Origin of the sequence: Paraburkholderia bryophila, from assembly GCF_003269035.1 — a bacterium.
Classification (GTDB): domain Bacteria; phylum Pseudomonadota; class Gammaproteobacteria; order Burkholderiales; family Burkholderiaceae; genus Paraburkholderia; species Paraburkholderia bryophila.
Genome location: NZ_QLTK01000004.1, coordinates 153,498 through 174,626 on the forward strand (window position 1 = coordinate 153,498; position 21,129 = coordinate 174,626).

At 64.0% G+C, this 21,129-nt stretch carries 21 protein-coding genes and 1 pseudogene; 11 read left to right on the forward strand and 11 right to left on the reverse strand.

The annotated features are described in order from the left end of the window. Nucleotides 1-223 precede the first annotated feature (223 nt). Entirely contained in the window at nt 224-376 is a 153-nt protein-coding gene (locus BX591_RS09390) for a DUF3096 domain-containing protein (RefSeq protein ID WP_081935917.1), read from the forward strand. Between the two features lie 171 nt (nt 377-547). Here BX591_RS09390 and BX591_RS09395 read toward each other — a convergent pair whose 3' ends face one another. Further along, entirely contained in the window at nt 548-793 is a 246-nt protein-coding gene (locus BX591_RS09395) for a hypothetical protein (protein WP_105507654.1), read from the reverse strand. Between the two features lie 230 nt (nt 794-1,023). On the opposite strand from BX591_RS09395, the gene BX591_RS09400 reads away from it, so the two are divergent. After that, nucleotides 1,024-2,904, forward strand: coding sequence for a glycoside hydrolase family 15 protein (locus BX591_RS09400; protein WP_111930536.1), 1,881 nt, complete (start codon nt 1,024-1,026; stop codon nt 2,902-2,904). 181 nt (nt 2,905-3,085) lie between these two features. Further along, nucleotides 3,086-4,363: a polyhydroxyalkanoate depolymerase gene (locus tag BX591_RS09405; RefSeq protein WP_111930538.1), complete on the forward strand. Its 1,278-nt coding sequence runs from the start codon at nt 3,086-3,088 to the stop codon at nt 4,361-4,363. Nucleotides 4,364-4,513: 150 nt separating this feature from the next. Here the strand turns inward: BX591_RS09405 and BX591_RS09410 are convergent, their stop codons facing one another. Continuing rightward, a complete protein-coding gene (locus tag BX591_RS09410) occupies nt 4,514-5,146 on the reverse strand; it encodes a TetR/AcrR family transcriptional regulator (RefSeq protein ID WP_105507651.1) in 633 nt (210 codons plus the stop codon). Nucleotides 5,147-5,381: 235 nt separating this feature from the next. Between BX591_RS09410 and rsxB the strand changes: the two genes are divergently transcribed. The 3 genes from rsxB (at nt 5,382) to BX591_RS09425 (ending at nt 7,496) form a co-directional block, all read left to right on the forward strand. Then, complete coding sequence (gene rsxB / locus BX591_RS09415; protein WP_167444516.1) at nt 5,382-6,287, forward strand: electron transport complex subunit RsxB; 906 nt, start codon at nt 5,382-5,384, stop codon at nt 6,285-6,287. Between the two features lie 29 nt (nt 6,288-6,316). After that, nucleotides 6,317-6,961 carry an endonuclease III gene (gene nth / locus BX591_RS09420; protein WP_111930542.1) on the forward strand — a complete coding sequence of 215 codons (645 nt, stop codon included), beginning with the start codon at nt 6,317-6,319 and terminating at the stop codon, nt 6,959-6,961. A 100-nt stretch (nt 6,962-7,061) separates the two neighbouring features. Next, nucleotides 7,062-7,496 (forward strand): DUF1841 family protein, encoded by a 435-nt coding sequence (locus BX591_RS09425; RefSeq protein WP_035551992.1) that lies wholly within the window; start codon nt 7,062-7,064, stop codon nt 7,494-7,496. A gap of 107 nt (nt 7,497-7,603) precedes the next feature. Here BX591_RS09425 and BX591_RS09430 read toward each other — a convergent pair whose 3' ends face one another. Both BX591_RS09430 and BX591_RS09435 read right to left on the reverse strand, forming a co-directional pair. Continuing rightward, nucleotides 7,604-7,987, reverse strand: a complete 384-nt coding sequence (locus tag BX591_RS09430; RefSeq protein WP_105507649.1) for a c-type cytochrome — start codon at nt 7,985-7,987, stop codon at nt 7,604-7,606. Nucleotides 7,988-8,045: 58 nt separating this feature from the next. Then, nucleotides 8,046-8,414: a c-type cytochrome gene (locus tag BX591_RS09435; protein WP_035551998.1), complete on the reverse strand. Its 369-nt coding sequence runs from the start codon at nt 8,412-8,414 to the stop codon at nt 8,046-8,048. A 321-nt stretch (nt 8,415-8,735) separates the two neighbouring features. Between BX591_RS09435 and BX591_RS09440 the strand changes: the two genes are divergently transcribed. From BX591_RS09440 to BX591_RS09460, 5 genes are all read left to right on the forward strand, one after another. Beyond that, nucleotides 8,736-9,578: an AAA family ATPase gene (locus BX591_RS09440; protein ID WP_105507648.1), complete on the forward strand. Its 843-nt coding sequence runs from the start codon at nt 8,736-8,738 to the stop codon at nt 9,576-9,578. A 102-nt stretch (nt 9,579-9,680) separates the two neighbouring features. Further along, the gene (locus tag BX591_RS09445) at nt 9,681-10,856 is read left to right on the forward strand and encodes a vWA domain-containing protein (RefSeq protein WP_111930544.1); all 1,176 of its coding nucleotides are present in this window, start codon (nt 9,681-9,683) and stop codon (nt 10,854-10,856) included. Nucleotides 10,857-10,912: 56 nt separating this feature from the next. Beyond that, nucleotides 10,913-12,133 carry a benzoate/H(+) symporter BenE family transporter gene (locus BX591_RS09450; RefSeq protein WP_111930546.1) on the forward strand — a complete coding sequence of 407 codons (1,221 nt, stop codon included), beginning with the start codon at nt 10,913-10,915 and terminating at the stop codon, nt 12,131-12,133. A gap of 240 nt (nt 12,134-12,373) precedes the next feature. Continuing rightward, nucleotides 12,374-13,327, forward strand: a complete 954-nt coding sequence (gene tal / locus BX591_RS09455; RefSeq protein ID WP_111930548.1) for a transaldolase — start codon at nt 12,374-12,376, stop codon at nt 13,325-13,327. Nucleotides 13,328-13,572: 245 nt separating this feature from the next. Then, entirely contained in the window at nt 13,573-13,983 is a 411-nt protein-coding gene (locus BX591_RS09460) for a VOC family protein (protein ID WP_111930550.1), read from the forward strand. Nucleotides 13,984-14,013: 30 nt separating this feature from the next. Here BX591_RS09460 and BX591_RS09465 read toward each other — a convergent pair whose 3' ends face one another. From BX591_RS09465 to BX591_RS09495, 7 genes and pseudogenes are all read right to left on the reverse strand, one after another. Further along, nucleotides 14,014-15,138 carry an FUSC family protein gene (locus BX591_RS09465; RefSeq protein WP_176343050.1) on the reverse strand — a complete coding sequence of 375 codons (1,125 nt, stop codon included), beginning with the start codon at nt 15,136-15,138 and terminating at the stop codon, nt 14,014-14,016. Between the two features lie 141 nt (nt 15,139-15,279). Next, nucleotides 15,280-16,830 carry a monocarboxylate uptake permease MctP gene (mctP, locus tag BX591_RS09470; RefSeq protein ID WP_111930554.1) on the reverse strand — a complete coding sequence of 517 codons (1,551 nt, stop codon included), beginning with the start codon at nt 16,828-16,830 and terminating at the stop codon, nt 15,280-15,282. Next, nucleotides 16,830-17,069, reverse strand: coding sequence for a DUF3311 domain-containing protein (locus BX591_RS09475; RefSeq protein WP_105507641.1), 240 nt, complete (start codon nt 17,067-17,069; stop codon nt 16,830-16,832). Before BX591_RS09475 ends, mctP begins: the two co-directional genes overlap by 1 nt. Before the next feature lie 300 nt (nt 17,070-17,369). Further along, complete coding sequence (locus BX591_RS09480; protein WP_111930556.1) at nt 17,370-18,290, reverse strand: class I SAM-dependent methyltransferase; 921 nt, start codon at nt 18,288-18,290, stop codon at nt 17,370-17,372. Continuing rightward, entirely contained in the window at nt 18,287-18,760 is a 474-nt protein-coding gene (locus BX591_RS09485) for a DNA-deoxyinosine glycosylase (protein ID WP_111930558.1), read from the reverse strand. The genes BX591_RS09480 and BX591_RS09485 overlap by 4 nt, the downstream gene beginning before the upstream one ends. Continuing rightward, nucleotides 18,760-19,503, reverse strand: coding sequence for a chorismate--pyruvate lyase family protein (locus tag BX591_RS09490; protein WP_111930560.1), 744 nt, complete (start codon nt 19,501-19,503; stop codon nt 18,760-18,762). The genes BX591_RS09485 and BX591_RS09490 overlap by 1 nt, the downstream gene beginning before the upstream one ends. 109 nt (nt 19,504-19,612) lie before the next feature. Next, nucleotides 19,613-20,950 (reverse strand): annotated as a pseudogene (locus tag BX591_RS09495) (tetratricopeptide repeat protein); the annotation flags it as partial. Between the last annotated feature and the right edge of the window lie 179 nt (nt 20,951-21,129).

Here is a 21,129-nt window from a genome sequence, read left to right on the forward strand (position 1 = left end):
GGTGAATCGGTTGTAATGGTGTCTCTGGTCTGCCGCGCGATAGGTCGAGCGTTATTCTTGTCGGAGCAGTATAGAAGCGTTGTGTCGGATCATGCAGCGAATCCGGTCGGCCGGCAGGCTGCTGCTTGCGAAGCTGAACAGGTAAATAGTGTCCCGTCCGACGGGGCATTTTTTCAATCTCTTATTCAATCATTACTCACGCGTCTCACACTACGGAGTCTTCATGAACGTCACACTCAGCCTGGGCCCGCTCGTTTCGTTGATCGCCGGCATTCTGATTCTCGTCATGCCGCGCCTGTTGAACTACATCGTCGCGCTCTATCTGATCATCATCGGCATCATCGGGATCTTCGGCATGGGGTCGACGCATTTTTGAAACCGGCGGCAAGCCAGCGCCCCCTGGACGCACGAAAACGCACGGCCGGCGCTTGAATCCGGTCGTGCGTTGATTCAGGGTGAAGGGGTGCAGCGCGCAACTCGCGCATGCCTCGCGCGCGAGCGCGCTTCAGCGTGGGTTCGACGCGCGGCCGCCGGTCAAGGCCGACAGTCAGCCGTTCGAAAGCTGCTCGAGGCGCAGCCGCCCCTGCAACGACAATCCGCCGACGGCATAATGGCCGTCACCGTGTTGATAGCGGCGAAAGCAGGCCCGTTCGACCAGAAACGCCATGGCCGTCAACATGCCGTTGCGGCTTAGGCCCAGCCGGCCGTGATCGAGAGGCAACATCGAATCGTCGGCCACTTTGCTCGCGGCCGAGAGTATGGTGATGCAATCGGTTTTCGACGGGTTCAGCATCGTTCGGATCCTCGGAAGCGGCGTCTCTATGCGCCATGGGCAAGGCCGATCACGATCCGGAGCGCTCCGGGCATCGGCTCGAGTTCCGATTGTAGGCAGGGATTTGACAATTTACCAACCCGCGTTTCGCGGTATTGCCCGGTGAACCAAAGCGCATTAGGCGAGTCCGGTAATAACCACGACCTTGCGCACGGCGGTGCTCGCCGTGCGTCACTCTGACACGCTACTCCATGCCCGCACTCATCGAAGACTATGCGCTTATCGGCGACGGCCACACGGCCGCGCTCGTCTCCCGCGACGGTTCCGTCGACTGGCTCTGCTGGCCGCGTTTCGACTCCGGCGCCTGCTTCGCCGCCCTGCTCGGCACGCCCGACAACGGCCGCTGGCTGATCGCGCCGGTCACGGACGCCACCCCAACCGTGACGCGCCAGTATCGCGGCGAAACGCTGATCCTCGAAACCGACATCGAAACGCCCGAGGGCGCCGTCACGCTGATCGACTTCATGCCGCCCGGCAACGGCTGGTCGGAGATGGTGCGCATCGTGGTCGGCAAACGCGGCAGCGTACGCATGAAGATGGAACTGGTGCTGCGCTTCGACTACGGCTTTTCCGTGCCGTGGGTGGATCGGCTGAAGCACGACAGCGGCATCAAGGCGATCGTCGGGCCGGACACCGCCGTGCTGCGCACGCCGGTCGAATTGCGCGGCGAGGAGATGAAAACCGTCGCCGAATTCACCGTGAACGCAGGCGAACGCGTACCGTTTTCGCTCGCCTACGCGCCCTCGCATCTGCGCATTCCACCCGCGCGCGATCCGCATACGTCGCTCGCGCGCACCGAAAATCACTGGCTCGAATGGTCGGCGCGCGGCACCGTCGAAGGACGTTGGGCCGAGCCGATCCGCCGCTCGCTGATCACGTTGAAGGCGCTCGCCTACGAGCCGACCGGCGGCATCGTCGCCGCGCCCACCACCTCGCTGCCGGAACAGCTCGGCGGTACGCGCAACTGGGACTACCGCTATTGCTGGCTGCGCGACGCCACCATCACGCTGCTCGCCATGATGCGCGGCGGCTATTTCGACGAAGCACGCGCATGGCGCAGCTGGCTCGGCCGCGTAATGGCCGGCGCGCCGGATCAATTGCAGATCATGTACGGCATTGCCGGCGAACGGCGGTTGCCCGAGTTCGAGATCGACTGGCTGCCGGGCTATCAGGACGCCAAGCCGGTGCGGATCGGCAACAACGCGGTCGGCCAGCGGCAGCTCGACGTGTATGGCGAGGTGATGAACGCGCTGCATCTGGCGCGCGTGGGCGGCCTGCAGGCGGACGACACCGCGTGGAACGTGCAGCGCGCGCTGCTGAGCCACCTCGACACGATCTGGCAGGAACCCGACGAAGGCATCTGGGAAACCCGCGGCGGCCGCCAGCATTTTACGTTCTCGAAGGTGATGGCGTGGGTCGCGTTCGACCGCGCGATCCGTTCGGCGGAGATGTTCAAACTCGACGGCCCGCTCGACGCCTGGCGCGCGACCCGCGCCACGATTCACGCGCAGGTCTGCGAACAGGCCTGGAACCCCACGCTCGACGCCTTCTCGCAGTCGTACGGCAGCGATCAGCTCGACGCCAGCGTCCTGCTGATGCCGATGGTCGGCTTCCTGCCGCCCGACGATCCACGGGTCAAGGGCACGGTCGCGGCGATCGAAAAAAATCTGATGCACGACGGCTTCGTGATGCGCTACCGCACCACCGAATTCGACGACGGTCTGCCGCCCGGCGAAGGCACGTTTCTCGCGTGCTCGTTCTGGATGGTGGACAACCTGGCGCTGCAAGGCCGCCTCGACGAAGCGATCGCCATGTACGAGCGGCTGCTCGCGCTCGCCAACGACGTCGGCTTGCTCGCGGAAGAATACGATCCGGCGACGAAACGCCTGGTCGGCAATTTCCCGCAGGCGTTTTCGCATGTGGCGCTGGTTCACACCGGCCTGAACCTGATGAAACACGAACAGCAGATGGCTCAGGCTACCGGCCAGCCGCCGCATAACGGCACCGGACAGTCGGAACTTGAGGCTGAGGCAAGCCCCGATAGCGGCGCAGCAGCATCGCCAGTAGCATGATTCAATGACAGTTTGCGTGCATGCAGTACGCAAATTGCTGCATTGCACAAGTAGGCGTTGTTCGATATGATCGGACAGATTGTTGGCCGAAAATCAATGCGCCCACAACCAATTTGGCCCGCCACAACGCCCTACGCGTGTTTGCGAAGCCCCATGCGAACCGCCTTGAAACGGAGCACCTATGCTCTACCAATTGCACGAATTCCAGCGGGCGATGTTGAGCCCTCTCACCGCCTGGGCCCAGGCCGCTTCCAAATCATTCGCGAATCCCGCCAGCCCGCTAGCTTATGTGCCCGGCGCCACGCGCCTCTCGGCCGGTTACGAACTGCTCTACCGGCTCGGCAAGGATTACGAAAAGCCTGAGTTCAACCTTCATCAGATTGTCAAAGACGGTCACAACATTCCGATCATCGAACAAGCGATCATCGAAAAACCGTTTTGCCGCCTGATGCGCTTCAAGCGTTTCGCGGACGACAGCGACGCTGTTACCCAATTGAAAGACGAGCCGGTCGTGCTGGTGTGCGCGCCGTTGTCGGGCCACCACGCCACGCTGCTGCGCGATACCGTGCGCACGTTGTTGCAGGACCACAAGGTCTACCTGACCGACTGGATCGATGCCCGCATGGTGCCGCTCGAAGCCGGCGAATTCCGTCTGGACGATTACGTCGCGTACATTCAGGAATTCATCCGCCACATCGGCGCGAAGAATCTGCACGTCATTTCGGTATGCCAGCCTACGGTGCCGGTGCTCGCCGCCATTTCGCTGATGGCGAGCCGCGGCGAAGACACGCCGCGTACCATGACGATGATGGGCGGCCCGATCGACGCGCGTAAGAGCCCGACCTCGGTCAACTCGCTCGCCACGCAGCACTCGCACCAATGGTTCGAGAACAACGTGATCTTCACGGTGCCGCCGAATTATCCGGGCGTGGGCCGTAAGGTTTACCCGGGCTTTCTGCAGCACACCGGTTTCGTCGCGATGAATCCGGAACGTCACGCGGCTTCGCACTGGGACTTCTACCAGAGCCTGCTGCGCGGCGACGAAGACGACGCGGAAGCGCATCGCCGTTTCTACGACGAGTACAACGCCGTGCTCGACATGGACGCCGATTACTATCTCGACACGATCCGCGTGGTGTTCCAGGACTTCAATCTGGCCGAAGGCACGTGGGACGTATCCGGTGAACGTGTGCGTCCGCAGGACATCACGAAGACCGCGCTGTTCACCATCGAAGGCGAGCTCGACGATATTTCCGGCGACGGCCAGACCTATGCCGCGCACGATCTCTGCACCGGCATTCCGGAGAAGGACAAGCGTCACTTCACGGCGGAAAAGTGCGGACACTACGGCATTTTCTCGGGGCGCCGCTGGCGCACCATCATCTATCCGCAGCTGCGCGACTTTATCCTCGAGCACAATAAGGTGGCGAAGGTCGTGAAGGAAAAAGTCGAAGCCTGACTGGCCTGCAACACCCAGCGCGCGCAGTGACTCACAACGGCCTCTTCGGAGGCCGTTGTCGTTAGTGAAACCGGCAAGCGATGGCGCGAATACGACGGTTAGGAATACCGCGCGAATAACGCGGCATTCCGCTCAGCGCGATATTCGCCGCTACTTTCGCAACAGATACGCGAGCAGCAACTCGGTGTTCATCTGAATCACTTCGCTGCGTTCGGCCGCACTGCTGAAATCGCGGCCAAGGGTGGCTTCGAGCGTGAAGCGGTTCGACACGATGTAATAACCCATGCCGGACAGCGTCACATAGAAGCGCAACGGATCGACGTTGGTGCGAAACAGTCCCGCGCGTTGACCCCGCTCGAGAATGCCGCCGAGCGTGGCGACGATCGGCGAGATCATTTCGCGGATGCGTGTCGACTTCTGCATGTAGCGTGCTTCATGCAGATTTTCGTTGTTGATGAGACGCAGCAGTTCGGGATGATCGCGGTAGTAATCCCAAACAAAATGCGCGAGCCGCGTGACCGCCTCGACCGGCGCGATGCCGGCCAGTTCGAGCGTGCGTTCCGCTTCGTTGAGCGCGCTGAACGCGTGCTCGAGTACCGCAGTAAAAAGCTGCTCCTTGCTACCGAAGTAGTAATAGAGCATGCGTTCATTCGTCTCCGCGCGGCGGGCGATCTGATCGACGCGCGCGCCGAATAGCCCACCATTTGCAAACTCTTCGGCCGCCGCAAGCAGAATGCGGCGCCGCGTGCCTTCAGGATCTCTTTTGATTTTCGGCTGATTCATGGTGGCATCATCTTCGTGAGCCGCGTTATCCGGATCGCGCCGCCGGTCTCTCCTCGGACCTTGCACCGACAGCGTTGAACGGGCGCGCCATGGTTGGGGGACACCCTTCTGCGGTCTTTCGAAAAAGCGCTTCGATTATGGCACATGGATTGCGGATGGCAATTGGGGAAATCGGCGATAATGTGCTATTTAGTTCAAGCTGTGCGGCCGCAAGCCAAGCCCCAACGTCGTGACCGTGACAGACAATAAAACACTCGCAGATCGCATTGAAGATCTGCTCCCCCAGACGCAATGCACGAAGTGCGGTTACCCCGCGTGCCGGCCTTATGCCGAAGCCGTCGCGAGCGGCGAAGCCCTCTATAACCAGTGCCCGCCGGGCGGTGCCGAAGGCGTCGCGCGTCTCGCTGCGTTGCTCGGCAAGCCGGTGCTCGCGCTCAATTCCGCCAACGGCGCCGAAAGGCCCCGGCCGTTGGCGGTTATCGACGAACAGGTTTGCATCGGCTGCACGTTGTGCATGCAGGCGTGTCCGGTGGACGCGATAGTTGGCGCACCGAAACAGATGCATACGGTAATCGCCGATCGCTGCACCGGCTGCGATCTGTGCGTGCCGCCCTGCCCGGTCGACTGTATCGCGCTACCGCCGGTCACCGGTGCGGCAACCGGTTGGGACGCGTGGAGCCAAAGCCAGGCCGACGCGGCGCGCGAGCAACATAACCGGCGTGAAGGGCGCCTTGCGCGCGAACGCGAAGCCGCCGAGGCGCGTGCTGCAGCGCGGCGAGCCGGCAGCGGCGCCCCTGCCGCAGCGGCACAAACAGCCCAAACGATCGAAGCCGGCGCGACGGCTGCACCGGCGGCCGCCGCCGTGGAAGACGCCGACGCGAAGAAACGCGCGATCATTCAGGCCGCGCTCGAACGCGCTCGCAAGAAGAAAGAAGAATTGGCGGCCAAGGGACAGGGACCGCTGAACACCGAGCAGGTCAGCGCGGACGTGCAAGCGCAGATCGACGCCGCCGAAGCACGCCGCCGCCGTCTCGCACTCGCCGCAGGCAATGCCGGCGCCGGCCAGAGCGACGACAGCTCGGCCAACACCACCCCCGCCGGCGCCGCCGCCAAAACCGGCCCGTCGTCCAAGCCGCACTAACAGCCCCCGCACCCGCACGCTCACTCAGCATGAACGCGAACAAACGCCGCGCCATCTACGAAACGCTTCAGAGTCTCAACCCGCATCCGACCACCGAGCTCGAGTACACCTCGCCGTTCGAACTGCTGATTGCCGTGCTGCTGTCCGCACAGGCAACCGACGTGTCGGTCAACAAGGCGATGCGCAAGATGTTTCCGGTCGCGAACACGCCGCAGCAGGTGTTCGATCTCGGCGAGGAAGGCGTGACCGGGTATATCAAGACCATCGGCCTGTACCGGACCAAGGCAAAGAACGTCATCGCGACCTGCCGGATTCTGCTCGACCAGTACGGCGGCGGAGTGCCCGAAGATCGCGAGGCGCTCGAAAGCCTGCCGGGTGTCGGCCGCAAGACCGCCAACGTCATTCTGAATACCGCGTTCGGTCATCCGACCATCGCCGTGGACACGCACATCTTTCGGGTTGCCAATCGAACCGGCCTGGCGCCCGGCAAAGACGTGCGCACGGTCGAAGCGGCGCTGGAGAAATTCACGCCCGCCGAGTTCAGGCAGGACGCGCACCACTGGCTGATCCTGCACGGCCGGTATGTGTGCAAGGCGCGCAAGCCGGAATGCTGGCATTGCGTGATCGAACCGCTCTGCGAGTTCCGGCCGAAGACACCGCCGCCGGATCTATGAGCGCCCGCCCGGCGGGGCGCCCGGTCCCGGCGTAAAATGTTGCGCTTCACGGGCGGCTCGCCGCCCCACATAACGCCTCACCCACAGCACCGGTCCCACGATGTTCAATCCCAGCCGCGACGAAGTCCGCCTCTTTTTCACCGACACCTGGCGCAAGCAGCGCCAAGGCGAAATTCTGACGCCGCTGGAGGCGATCGCCGCCGACTGGATCGTCGAGCACCCCGAATACCACGCCGACCTCACCGACGGCGACGCCGCGCAAGCCCAGGACTACTCGCCCGAGCGCGGCCAGACCAATCCGTTCCTGCATCTGTCCATGCATCTGGCGATCACCGAACAGTTGTCGATCGACCAGCCGCCCGGCATTCGCGCGGCGCACGAGCGGCTCGCAGCGCGGCTCGGCTCGACCCACGAGGCGCAGCACGCGATCATGGACTGCCTCGGCGAGACCATCTGGGAAGCACAGCGCACCGGCACACCGCCGGACACGGACGCGTATCTGCAGCGTATCGAGCGGCGCGCCACTCGCGACTGACGTCCGAGACAAACCCAAAACCGACGCCCCAAAAGCAAACACCCCGCCGAAGCGGGGTGTTTGCTTTTCGATCCGGAAGCCGTAGCGCAACCAGCCGGACGCGCTGCTTACTTCTTCTGCACCAGATCGCCGTTCAGCGATTCGACATAAGCGGCGATGTCTTTCATATCGCCTTGCGACAAGCTCTGCACCTGCGCCTGCATGATCGCGTTGTTGCGACCGAGATGCGGGTTGCCGTTGCCCATCTGGTATTGGCGCAGCGCCCAGTAAATGTAATCGGCGTGCTGACCGGCGAGCTTCGGATACTCCGGGCTCACCGGCTTGTTCAGGTTGACACCATGGCACGCCGCGCAGTTGTGGGCGTCGGCCAGCACCTTGCCGTTGCCGGCGTCGGCGGCATGCGCGACGTTCGCTGCAACCAGACCGATTACTGCCGCCGACGCGCATGCAGCCTTGAACACCGTGTGGAGTGCCTGTTGTGGCTTATTCATGAATTCTCCTATCCCGCGAATTGATTAACCGGGTGACTGGGCGGACAACCGCGGCCGATCACTTGTCGGGATTGCTTTTCGAAGAGGAATTTTGCGCTGCGTAGTAAGCGGCGATGTCGGCGATGTCCTGATCGGACAGCGACGTGGTGATCGCATGCATGGTTTCGAAGTGGCGGTCGCCCTTCTTGTAACCGTGCATGGCGTTTTCGAGGTACTGCTGATTCTGGCCGCCCAGCATGGGCACCCGGTACACCTCAGGGTAAGCCGTACGGTATTCGGGAATGCCGTGGCAGCCGATACACATTGCGACCTTGCCCTGGCCCGCCTTGGCGTTGCCTACGACATCCGCTGCCTGCACACTGGCCGCGTAGCCCGCGAGCACCGACAGCGCTGCGATCACGACGTGTTTGCCGACGAATTTATTCATAGCATGTAACCTGGCATGAGGGGAACGGGCGCCCAAAAAGGCAACGGCCCGCGCCGTTCTTCTTATAGGGTAGCCACGCAGGCCAAAAAAATCGGGCTAATTGTACCGCGACGCTGCGCGAAACGTCCACCGAGCGGGGTGGGCAGCCCCGGCGACCCGCCTACCGGGCCTACCGGGCGAGCGTTTCGGGCCAGTCTCCCGCACCTGACAGACACCGGCCCCGGCGTGCGGCAACGCGGGTCACACCTTACGCGAGCCCGTTTCAGGCCAACAGGCCTTCTGACTTATACTGGGTTTTTTCCCAAAAAAGAGCATCTCGCCATGCGTTTCGAAGGCTCATCGCAGTACGTCGCCACCGACGACCTCAAGCTCGCGGTCAACGCCGCGATGACGCTGAAGCGCCCGCTGCTCATCAAGGGCGAACCCGGCACCGGCAAGACCATGCTCGCGGAAGAAGTCGCCGCCGCGCTCGGTATGCCGTTGCTGCAGTGGCATATCAAGTCCACCACCAAGGCCCAGCAAGGGCTCTACGAGTACGACGCGGTGTCGCGCCTGCGCGATTCGCAGCTCGGCGACGAACGCGTCAAGGACATCCGCAATTACATCGTGAAGGGCGTGCTGTGGCAGGCCTTCGAGGCGGACGAGCAGACCGTGCTGCTGATCGACGAGATCGACAAGGCCGACATCGAGTTTCCGAACGATCTGCTGCGCGAACTCGACCGCATGGAGTTCTACGTGTACGAGACGCACGAGTTGATCCGCGCGAAACATCGCCCGCTCGTGATCATCACGTCGAACAACGAGAAGGAATTGCCCGACGCGTTTCTGCGCCGCTGCTTTTTCCACTACATCAAATTTCCCGATCCGGTCACGATGCAGCAGATCGTCGAGGTGCACTACCCCGGCATCAAGAAAGAACTGCTGGCCGCGGCCATGCAGAGCTTTTTCGAACTGCGCAATGTCGCCGGCCTGAAGAAGAAGCCGTCCACCTCGGAACTGCTCGACTGGCTCAAGCTGCTGCTCGCCGAAGACATTCCGCCCGAAGCGCTGCGCTCGACCGACCAGAAGCAGATCATCCCGCCGCTGCACGGCGCGCTGCTGAAGAACGAACAGGACGTGAGCCTGTTCGAACGGCTGATCTTCATGAACCGCAATAACCGTTAATCGCCGTCCGGCGCGTGCACGAGCCGGCGCCGCACAGGCGCCGACACAACGCCGCCCGTCGCCGACGAGCCCGTCACACCGACCACCCGCCGAGGACCCAGCATGCTGATCGACTTCTTCTACTCGCTGCGCGCCGCCAGGCTGCCGGTGTCGGTGAAGGAATATCTGACACTGCTCGAGGCGCTCAAGGCCAACGTGATCGCGCCGTCGCTCGACGAGTTTTACTACCTCTCACGCATCACGCTGGTCAAGGACGAGCAGTATTTCGACAAGTTCGACCAGGCGTTCGGCGCCTATTTCAACGGCGTCGCGAAAGCGTCCGAACTGGCCTTCGACGTCCCGCTCGACTGGCTGAAGAAGAAGCTGCAACGCGATCTGTCGCCGGAGGAAAAAGCGCAGATCGAAGCCATGGGCGGCCTCGACAAGCTGATGGAGCGCCTCAAGGAACTGTTCGACGAGCAGAAAGAGCGCCACGAAGGCGGCAGCAAGTGGATCGGCACGGGCGGCACCTCGCCGTTCGGCAACGGCGGCTATAACCCGGAAGGCGTGCGGATCGGCGGCGACGCGGCGGGCAACCGCACCGCGGTCAAAGTGTGGGAATCGCGCGCTTATCGCGACTACGACGACCAGGTCGAGATCGGCACCCGCAATATCAAGGTCGCGCTGCGCCGTCTGCGCCGCTTCGCGCGCGAAGGCGCCGCCGAGGAACTCGACCTGCCCGACACGATTCGCAGCACCGCCGCGAACGCCGGCTGGCTCGACCTGAAGATGGTCCCGGAGCGGCACAACAAGGTGAAGGTGCTGATGCTGCTCGACGTGGGCGGCTCGATGGACGACCACATCAAGCGCGTCGAGGAACTGTTCTCGGCCGCCAAGGCCGAGTTCAAGCACCTCGAGTTCTACTACTTCCACAACTGTGTGTACGATTTCCTGTGGAAGAACAACCGCCGCCGCCACGCCGAACGCATGCCGACGTGGGACGTGCTGCACAAATTCACGCCCGACTACAAGCTGATCTTCGTCGGCGACGCAACCATGAGCCCGTACGAAGTGCTGCAGCCGGGCGGCTCGGTCGAATACAACAATCCCGAGGCCGGCGCGGTCTGGCTACGGCGACTCGCCGACCACTTCCCGCATCACGCGTGGCTCAATCCCGAACCGGAAGGGCTCTGGGCGTATCGCCAGTCGGTCAGCGCGATCCGCGAGGTGCTCGGTCACCGCATGTATCCGCTCACGCTCGCCGGGTTGGAGACCGCCATGCGTGCGCTGAGCAAATAAATCCGTTCGTGCTTTATCTTCACCTGCTTCACCTTCAACTATAAGAAAGCTGCCGCATGCGTCCGTCTGCCTCCCCCGATGTGTCCCCGTCCGCCATGCCGCCGGGACGTTCCAACCCGTTCGCCGACACCTCGCTGTCCACCATCGTCGCCGGTTTCGTCGCGATGATGACCGGCTATACCAGCTCGCTCGTGCTGATGTTCCAGGCGGGTCAGGCCGCGCATCTGAGCGATGCGCAGATTTCGTCGTGGATCTGGGCGCTGTCGATCGGCATGGCCGTCTGCACGATCGGCCTGTCGCTGCGCTTTCGCGCGCCGATCGTGATCGCCTGGTCCACGCCCGGCGCGGCGCTGCTGGTGTCGTCGCTGCCGCATGTGGCGTATCCCGAGGCGATCGGCGCGTTTATCGTCTGCGCGGTGCTGCTGACAGTGGTCGGTCTGACCGGCTGGTTCGACACGCTGATGAAAAAAATCCCGGCCGGTATCGCCTCGGCTTTGCTGGCGGGGATTCTGTTCGAGATCGGCATTGAAATTTTTCGCGCCGCGCAATTTCAGACCGCGCTCGTGCTGACCATGTTCTTCACCTATCTGATCGTCAAACGGCTGGCTCCGCGCTATGCGATCGTGACGACGCTGATCGTCGGCACGGCGGCCGCCGGCGGCCTCGGTCTGCTCGATTTCAGCCGCTTTCACGTGGCGCTCGCGCATCCGGTGTTCACGATGCCGGCGTTTTCGCTCGCGGCCAGCGTCAGCATCGGCATTCCGCTGTTCGTCGTCGCGATGGCGTCGCAGAACGTGCCGGGCATCGCCGTGCTGCGCGCGGACGGCTACAGCACGCCGTCGGCGCCGCTGATTTCGACGACCGGCCTCGCCTCGCTGCTGCTCGCGCCGTTCGGTTCGCACGGCATCAATCTTGCGGCGATCACGGCGGCGATCTGCACCGGCCCCGAGGCGCACGAAAACCGCGACAAGCGCTACACCGCGGCGGTCTGGTGCGGCATTTTCTATCTGATCGCCGGGGTGTTCGGCGCGACCATCGCCGCGCTGTTCGCGGCACTGCCGAAGGCGCTGGTGGTGTCCGTCGCGGCGCTGGCGCTGTTCGGCTCGATCATGAGCGGCCTCGCCAATGCGATGCAGGACGTCAGGCAGCGCGAAGCGGCGCTGGTAACGTTCATGGTGACGGCCTCCGGGCTGACCCTGCTGTCGATCGGCTCGGCGTTCTGGGGGCTGGTGGCGGGCGTGGTGACCCAGGTGGTGCTGAACGCGCGGCGTGCCTGAGCGCCCGCCATCCCTCGAAATCATGGTGAACGGATTGCTCTGGGCAAGTGTCAACCCTGCATCAGGCGATCCGCCATAGAATAGAAGCATCCGGCAGCGCTTTCCGTCAAAATGCCCGGGCACCATGACGGGCAGCGCTGCAGCGTGACCCGCGGCCGCCGGCACTGGTGAATCCGATCAGTCCGGCGGCGATCTCATTTCTCCTGAACCACGGCGCGCATGCGCCCTGAAGGCTCGAACATGACAACCGCACTCGACCAACTCAAGCAATACACCACCGTCGTCGCCGATACCGGCGACTTCCAGCAGCTTGCCCAGTACAAGCCGCAGGACGCGACCACCAACCCGTCGCTGATTCTGAAGGCTGTTCAGAAAGACGACTACAAGCCGCTGCTCGAAAAGACCGTGAAGGCGCACGCGTCGAAGCCGGTCGGCGCGATCATCGACCAGTTGCTGATCGCGTTCGGCACCGAAATCCTCAAGATCATTCCGGGCCGCGTGTCGACCGAAGTCGATGCACGCCTGTCGTTCGACACCGAAGCGTCGATCGCCAAGGGCCGCGAGTTGATCGCGCTCTACCAGGATCACGGCATTGGCCGCGAACGCGTGCTGATCAAGCTCGCGTCCACGTGGGAAGGCATCCGTGCGGCCGAAGTGCTGCAGAAGGAAGGCATCCACTGCAACATGACTCTGCTGTTCTCGCTCGCACAGGCCGCGGCGTGCGCCGAAGCGGGCGCGCAACTGATTTCGCCGTTCGTCGGCCGTATTTACGACTGGTACAAGAAGAACGCCGGCAGCGCGTGGGACGAAGCGAAAGACGGCGGCGCCAACGATCCGGGCGTCAAGTCGGTGCGCCGCATCTACGCGTACTACAAGAAGTTCGGCTACAAGACCGAGGTGATGGGCGCGAGCTTCCGCACCCCGGGTCAGGTTCTGGAACTGGCCGGCTGCGATCTGCTGACCATCAGCCCGGATCTGCTGCAAAAGCTGCAGGAAAGCACCGAGAAGGTCGAACGCAAGCTGTCGCCGGATGTCTCGCAGGGCGCGGATATCGAACGCGTGCCGGTGGACGAATCGTCGTTCCGTTTCCTCGTCAACGACGAAGCCATGGCGACCGAAAAGCTCGCCGAAGGCATCCGCGCGTTCGCGGCGGACGCGGTCAAGCTGGAAAAGCTGATCGAAGCGCTGCGTTGATTGCAGTCGGCGGTGGGATTGGCGGCGGCGCAGTAAGTCGCCGCGCTTGACGCGAAGTTTGTTCTGCAAACGGCCCCGGACCTGACGGTTCGGGGCCGTTTGCCGTTTACAGCAGCCCGCTCCGCCCTACGACATAAAGTCACGATCCCGCCGCAACGGACGACTACAATTTTCACCACGTCCGTCCTTCGTGGCCGTTTACCGAGGGTCGCCGGCGCCTGCTGTTCCTACTTCAGGAGACGATCATGTCCGTTCAGCCTTACGTGTTTTTCAACGGCCGTTGCGAAGAAGCGCTCGACTATTACACCGAGAAACTCGGCGCCGAAGTGCTGCTCAAGATGCGCTACAAAGACGCGCCGCCCGACCCGCACAACCCGCCGCGCGCCGGCCTGGAAGAAAAAATCATGCACGTGTCGATCAAGATGGGTTCGACCGTCTGGATGGCTTCGGACGGTCATTGCGATCCCGCCGCCAAAATGGAAGGCTTCGCGCTGTCTCTTACCGCCGAACCCGCCGTCGCCGAACACTACTTCAACGCGCTCGCCGACGGCGGCCAGGTGACGCTGCCGTTTCAACCGACCTTCTGGAGCAAGGGCTTCGGCATGGTGCTGGACCGCTTCGGTCTGATGTGGATGGTGACGTTACCGGAAGACTGAACACGCCGTCGCCCCATGCCGCAGACGCGGCTAAACCTTCAGCAAGGTCCGCGAATGCCGTTCGATATTCCAGTTCGGCTCGGTTTCCAGCAATAGCTCGCGCAGCCGGTCCACCTGTTCGGCGAGCCGCTGACCGAGCCAGTACGGCCCCTGCAGATCGGCCGGCAATTTGAGCGCCGCGTCGCCATGCGCCTGCGCGAGCGGCGACGCGGCCGGAATGCCAAAATGCGTCGCCCGGCCGAAGCGCAAACCGCGCGATATCGCCAGCAGAATCGCCCGCACGGCGCGCACTTCGGCGCCGCACTGCGCACCATACGCGGCGCGTGCCATCGCGTCGGCGTGCATCAGCGGACCGGTGGCGAGCAGTTCGAGCGAACTGAGCACCGAACGGTGCAACCGCTGGATCTCCTCGAGTCTGGACTGCGGCACGTCGATCTCTTTTGCGACCGAGGGCATCAGCGCGCGCAACTGCACCAGCCGCTTGTTGATCGCCAGAAAGTGCTGGACCTGTTCTTCCTCGCTGATCGTCTCGCCATCGATCAGCCGCGTGTAGATGCGCGCGCATTCGCGCAGATTGGCCGCGATGCCGTAGCGCCACGAATAGGTGGCATGCAGCGGCAGCGCGAACGAAAACGCCAGCGCGATCACAATGCCGATCAGCACGTTCAGCGTGCGCCACAGCCCGACGTCGATCAGGTTGTCGCCATGCCCGGCGACGATGCACATCGTAATCGCCGTCAACAGCCCGATGTACCCGGACGAGCCGATCGCGAACCACGCGCAGATCGCCGCGACGATCGACATCAGCACATAGGTCAACGGCAGCGAGCCGGTGAAATTCTGCACCAGGATCAGCGCGAGTCCGATGGTCGCGCCGAGCAGCGTGCCGGCCGCGCGCTCGGCGGCTTTCTTGCGGATATTGCCGTGATGCTGCAAGCCGCCGATCACCACCAGCAACGTCACCGACGACCAGATGCCATGCGGAATGTCGATACCGGTGGTCGCGAGAATCGACACCAGCATCGCCAGGCCAACGCGCAGGCTATGCAGCACCTTCGCGTGGCGATAGCGGTAATACGGCGAGGTGATCGCGCGCACCATCCGGCTGAGCGCCGAGCGGCGGGGAATCACGGTGTGGGAATCGGCAGAGGCCATGGCGGCGCGGCGAAGCCTTCGAAACACAGTTCCGCTATCGTGCCCTGAACTGTCCTATAAAGACAGACGCCCGCGAACTTTCGTCCGCGGGCGCCGTTATTTTTCATGCTGCGATGCTGCGATGGAACCAGTCAGACGCGGTTAGCCCTCGACCGCATCCAGATAGTCTTCCGGACGCGTGCGATCCTCCGCGCGCTGCATGCCGAACGCACGCACCAGCAGGCTGACCACCACCGACACCACCAGGTTCACGATCAGCGACCACACCGCCGCGTAGCCCGGAATCGCCAGACCGAACAGGTGGATCGTGAAGATCGAGCCCGCCAGCTTCAGCGAAATCGCCATCCACGTGCCGGTTGCAATCCCCACCGCCCAACCGGCCAGCAGGCCGCGATAGTCGAGCACGCGCGTGTACAGACCGAGCACGATCGCCGGCAGCGTCTGGATGATCCAGATCCCGCCGAGCAGTTGCAACTGGATCGCGTACGTGAGCGGCAGACCGAGAATGAACGCGACCGCGCCGACCTTCACGATCAGCGAGACCAGCTTCGCGACATTGGTCTCCTGCTCGTGCGACATGTTGCGGTTCACGAACTCCTTATGGATGTTGCGCGTGTACAGATTGGCCGCCGCGATCGACATGATCGCCGCCGGCACCAGCGCGCCGATCCCGATCGCCGCGAACGCCACGCCGACGAACCACGACGGGAAGAAGTGCAGGAACAGCGCCGGCACCGCGAAGTTCGGGCCGAACGCCTTGAAGTACGGCGCGAATTCCGGCATGTCCTTCACGCCCGAGGCCAACGCCATGAAGCCGAGCAGCGCGAGCAGGCCAAGTACCAGCGAATAAGCCGGCAGCATCGCCATGTTGCGGCGGATCGTGTTACCCGACTTCGACGACAGCACCGCGGTGATCGAGTGCGGATACAGGAACAGCGCGAGCGCCGAGCCCACCGCCAGTGTGGCGTACGCGCTGTAGCCGTTCAGGCTCGACACGTCCGGCGCCTTCAGCAGCAGCTTGGCCGGCGGCACGATGCTGAAGATATGCCCGAAGCCGCCCAGTTGCGGCGGAATCACGATGATCGCGGCAAAGATCACGATGTAGATCAGGACGTCCTTCACCACCGCGATCATGGCCGGCGCGCGCAGGCCCGAGGTGTACGTGTAGGCCGCCAGAATCGCGAACGCGATGATCAGCGGCAGATCGCCGACGAAGCCCTTGGTGTCGAAACCGAGCGCGCCGATCACCACTTCGATACCGACCAGTTGCAGCGCGATATACGGCATGGTCGCGACGATACCGGTCACGGCGATCGCGAGGGCGAGCATGCGGCTGCCGTAGCGTGCCGACACGAAGTCCGCCGATGTCACGTAGCCCTGACGTTTGGCGATGCTCCACAGTTTCGGGAACACCACGAACGCGAACGGATAGATCAGGATCGTGTAAGGCAGCGCGAAGAAACCGGTTGCGCCCGCACCGAACACCAGCGCCGGCACGGCGATGAAGGTGTACGCGGTGTACAGGTCGCCGCCCAGCAGGAACCAGGTGACGATGGTGCCGAAGCGCCGGCCGCCGAGGCCCCACTCTTCCAGATGGGCGAGATCGCCGCGCCGCCAGTGGGCCGCGACAAAGCCGAGAATCGTGACGCCGATGAAAAACAGCACGAAAACGAAGGTTGCAGTGGCGTTCATTAGCGTGCGCCCCCTTGCGGACCGCTCGTGGAGCGCGTCTTGGTCTTGAAGTACACGAGCGCCGTGATAACGGCGCTGATCAGCACCCACAGGAGCTGATACCAGTAGAAGAACGGAAAATCGAACAGTTGCGGTTCGACCTTGTTGTATGACGGCACCCAGATCATCGCGATCCAGGGCAACAGCAGCAACCAGAGCCAGTGCTTGCTGGCCTTGTTCGCGTCGGCGTCGTGAGCCATGACGTCTCCTCTTCCCTATTATTGAAATGTTGTTGGCCCGTGTTTGACGGGTGGTGGATCCCGTCGCGGATAGCCACGGGCGCCCCGAAAGCTTCGAAAGAGTATAGGAGCCGCGAACGTGCGGTCAAGCAGGGACGACCCGAGGCGCGGGCGTGCTGCTGGGGCGCGCGCAGCGGCGGTTTAGCGGAAACGAGGGGGTACTGCGGACTGCGGACTGCCGAACCGTCGCATGCACGCAACGGGTGGGCGCGAAGCCCTGGGGAAGTCGAACCGGCCTCGGCCGGCCCGACCCTTACAGCATCAGATCGCGAACGACTCGCCCTGCTGCCCGGTCGATTCCTGCAGACCCTTGATCCACTTGCGGGCCGGCAAGCCGAGTTCCGCTTCGATCAGCTTCGCGCGCGCTTGCAGCGCCGCGAACGGCACGTCGAGCGCCGGGCCCGAGAATGCGATCGCGATACGGTTGCCGTCATGCACTTCCGGCAGCGCGATCACGCGGCCGTCGAAGGCTTCGTTCAGGCGCTTCATGTTGCGCACGAAACTCGGATGATCGCCGAACAGATTCACCGTCATCACGCCCGCGTCGGTCAGGCACGCGCGCGCCGCGCGGTAGAAACCGACGCTGTCGAGCACCGGACCGCGCGCGGTCGCGTCGTAGACATCGACCTGCAGCGCGCCGATCGTGCCGTGGTTGGCGCTGTCGTTGACGAAGTCCCACGCGTCGGTTTCGTGCACGGTCAGGCGTGCGTCGTCGTGCGGCAATTCGAACATCGTGCGGGCGGCCACCACCACCGCCGGGTTCAGTTCGACCGCCTCGACTTTCGCGCGCTTCAGGAAGCGGTACGCGAACTTGGTCAGCGCCGCCGCGCCCAGACCGAGTTGGACGACGCGCCTGGGCGTTTCGATGAACAGCAACCAGGCCATCATTTGCTGCGCGTATTCGAGTTCGATGTGATCCGGCTTGCGCAGACGCATGGCGCCTTGCACCCATTCCGTGCCGAAATGCAGGAAGCGCACACCGCCTTCTTCGGAGAACGTCACCGGGGCGAAACGCGGCTTGCGCGGCGTTTCGATTTGCGGCGCGTCGTGCAGATCGTCGTCGTGCAATGCGCGCTTCCTGCTGCGCACGGCTGGCTGCTTGCCGCCGGTAGCAGCGGTATCGGCGTCGCGATGGCGGAAGGCACGCGCTTCGGCCGAAGCGCGCTTGATCAATTTCGTCATGTGAGGATGTCGCGCCAGAGGCACAATTTTTGGTCGAACGAGAGCATAGCATTCGCCGGACTGGACGAAGGCAAGACCAGGGTAGCGTAGCCGGCGGCGCCGATGACCGGCGCGAAACGGCCGGCCGTCTTGCCGTTGAAGCAGACTTTCGCGAGCTGCGGCGCGTGTGCGCGCAACGACGCGAAGTCGTTGGGGCTCGCGTTGCGGATCGCCACGTCGAGGCTGCCCTCGCGTTCGCAGGCGGCGAGCACGTCCCACACGCCGATGCCATGCGCGAGCAGGCGGCGCAGACGTTCTTCGTAAGTGAGCGTGGGGAGCGGTTCGTCGAGCACGGTGCCAACGAGACGCCAGAACTGGTTACGCGGATGCGCGTAATACTGCGTCGCGGCCAGCGACGCTTCGCCGGGAAAGCTGCCCAGAATCAGCGTGTGGGTATCCGCCGCGACGACGGGAGGAAAGCCGCGCAGCATCAGCGGCCTCGCTCGCTGGATGCACGCACCGCCGCTGGATCTTCCAGTGCGATTTCCTTCGAGGCATGCGCGCGCGACGCGGTGTGTTCAAGCGGACGGCCGTGCTCGCGCACACGCGGGTGCGCGGCATGCGGCGATTGGGCCAACGCGTTCGCGTCATCGACGCCGGAAGAAACCATCGCGGCGAGATGCGACCACAGCGCGGGCAGAAAGCATTCCGTCACCATCAGCGGCGCACCGTGGCGCTCGAATACCGAGCGGCGCGCGACCAGCGTATGCGGCGACAAAAAACCGGTCGCGGCCATTTCACGCGCCGCCAACCGGTACAACGGATGACGTTCGGTCAGGCGCCGGCTCACCAGCGCCGAACGCGCGACGCTGCTGTCGCTATACAGCAGCTCGGCCAATGGCCGCGTGCGCAAACGCCGGGTGGCCTGCCACACGCCGACGCTCGCGGCGAGCGGCGTCACACTATGCGCGGCGACGAACGGCACGCCCGCCACCGACAGCACCACTTCCCGCACCCACACCGGCGCGCGTGGCGCGAGGCCGAGCGCGGCGGATTCGTCGGTCCATGGCAACGCGACGCTTTCACGCGTGACCCGCACTGCGACCGCACCGAGCGCGCGCAGATGCGCGGTCAGCGAACCGCCGCGCGTCAGCCAGTCTTTCTGGGCGGCGCTGAAGCCGGGTAAAGGAGCAACCCGCCAATGGGCGTCGGCGGCATCGAAACGGATAGGCATGGTGTCGGATTATAGCGGCGCTACGCGACGAGCCTGTGCCGGCCGCACCAGGGCATCCAGGGGCGGCTAGCCCTCGACATTCGCCCACGCATTCGCCCACGCCCCACACCTACGGTTTGCAGGCCGTTATCGCCTGCAAACAGATTTTGACCCGCTCGACCACCGGCGCCCAGTCCCCCGGACGCGGCTGCCTGAACAGTTCCAGCGAGTCGTACCAGGGTTGCGCCTCCTCGTTGCCCCACGACCAATGCGACACGTGATCGAGCATCGCGAGGACCGGCCGCCCGAGCGCGCCGCCGAGGTGCAACGGCGCGCTATCGATGGTTACCAGCGCATCGAGCACGCCGAGATGCGCCGCGACGTCGTCGAATCCGCTTGCATAGGCCGCCGTCAGATCGCACACGCGATACCCCTGCGCGATCAGCGCCGCCACGTCGTCGTGACGGCCGGGCGTGAGCGGGTGGAACACGATGTCCGGCAGCCTCAGCAGCGCCGCGAGCGCGGCCGGCGGAATCGAGCGCTTCGCATCGCGCCGATGCGTCGGACTGCCGGACCACACCAGACCGACGTGATGCCGTGCATCCGGAGCGCAGGCGTGGATCCGCTCACGCCATGCGGCCATCTTCACGATGTCGGCCTGCAGGTATGGCGCGCCACGTAGTTCGTCGGGCCGCAGATCAAGCGCGAGCGGCAGGCTCATCATCGGCCAGGCGTAGTCGGGCGTGCCGAGCGGCCCCTCCTCGATCGACACACAATCCGCGTAAAACCGCGCGAACAGCGGTTGCAAGGGGCGGCGCACGGCCAGCACCAGGCGGCCGCCTTCGGCACGCACGCGCGCAGCCAGTCGCGGCACGAAACGAACCATCTGGATATCGTCGCCGCTACCCTGCTCGCTATGCACGACCAGCGTTTTGCCTGCCAACGATTCGCCCCGCCAGCGCGGACACAGCGCCGCCATCACGTTGACGATGTTGTTGGGCTCGCGGTCGTTGCGCGCGAGCCGCGCCTCGAAGCGCGGCCAGGCGCACGCCCATGCGCCGCGCCGCAATTCCAGATCGGCCAGGTCGACGGCCGCCTCGACCATCGAGGGATCGAGGGCCAGCGCCGCCCGCAACGCTGCTTCGCTCGCGTCGTAGCGCGCCTGCTCGGCCAGATACATGCCAATGGCCGCCGACACGTGCGGATTGCCGGGCGCGGCGCGATCGACGGCGCGCATGGTCGCTTCCGCTGCGGCAGCGTCGTTGCTTTGCCACTGCGCGTGGCTGAGTTGCCAGGCCATTTCCGCATCCGCGGGATGGCGCGCGAGCCGCTCGCGGCAGAGACGTTCGACCGCCGGCCAGTCGCGAATCTCGCGCAAGGCCAGCGCGAGTTGCAGCGGCAGTGCGGGATCGAGCTCGGGGTTGAGCGCGTAGGCCCGCGCGAGCGCAGCGCGGCGCTCGGTCTGTGCGGAGGATATTGCCAGGGCGGAATCGAGCATGGGAATTCACGGAAAGTCGTGACGCGCGAACGCGTCTTCGTTGAATAAGATCCGGCGCAAATGCGACCTGGAAGATTGCGATAAATCCTTCAGGCATCCGAATCTAGAATCCGAAAGAATAAGACGATCCCCCGCTATTACGTCTCATA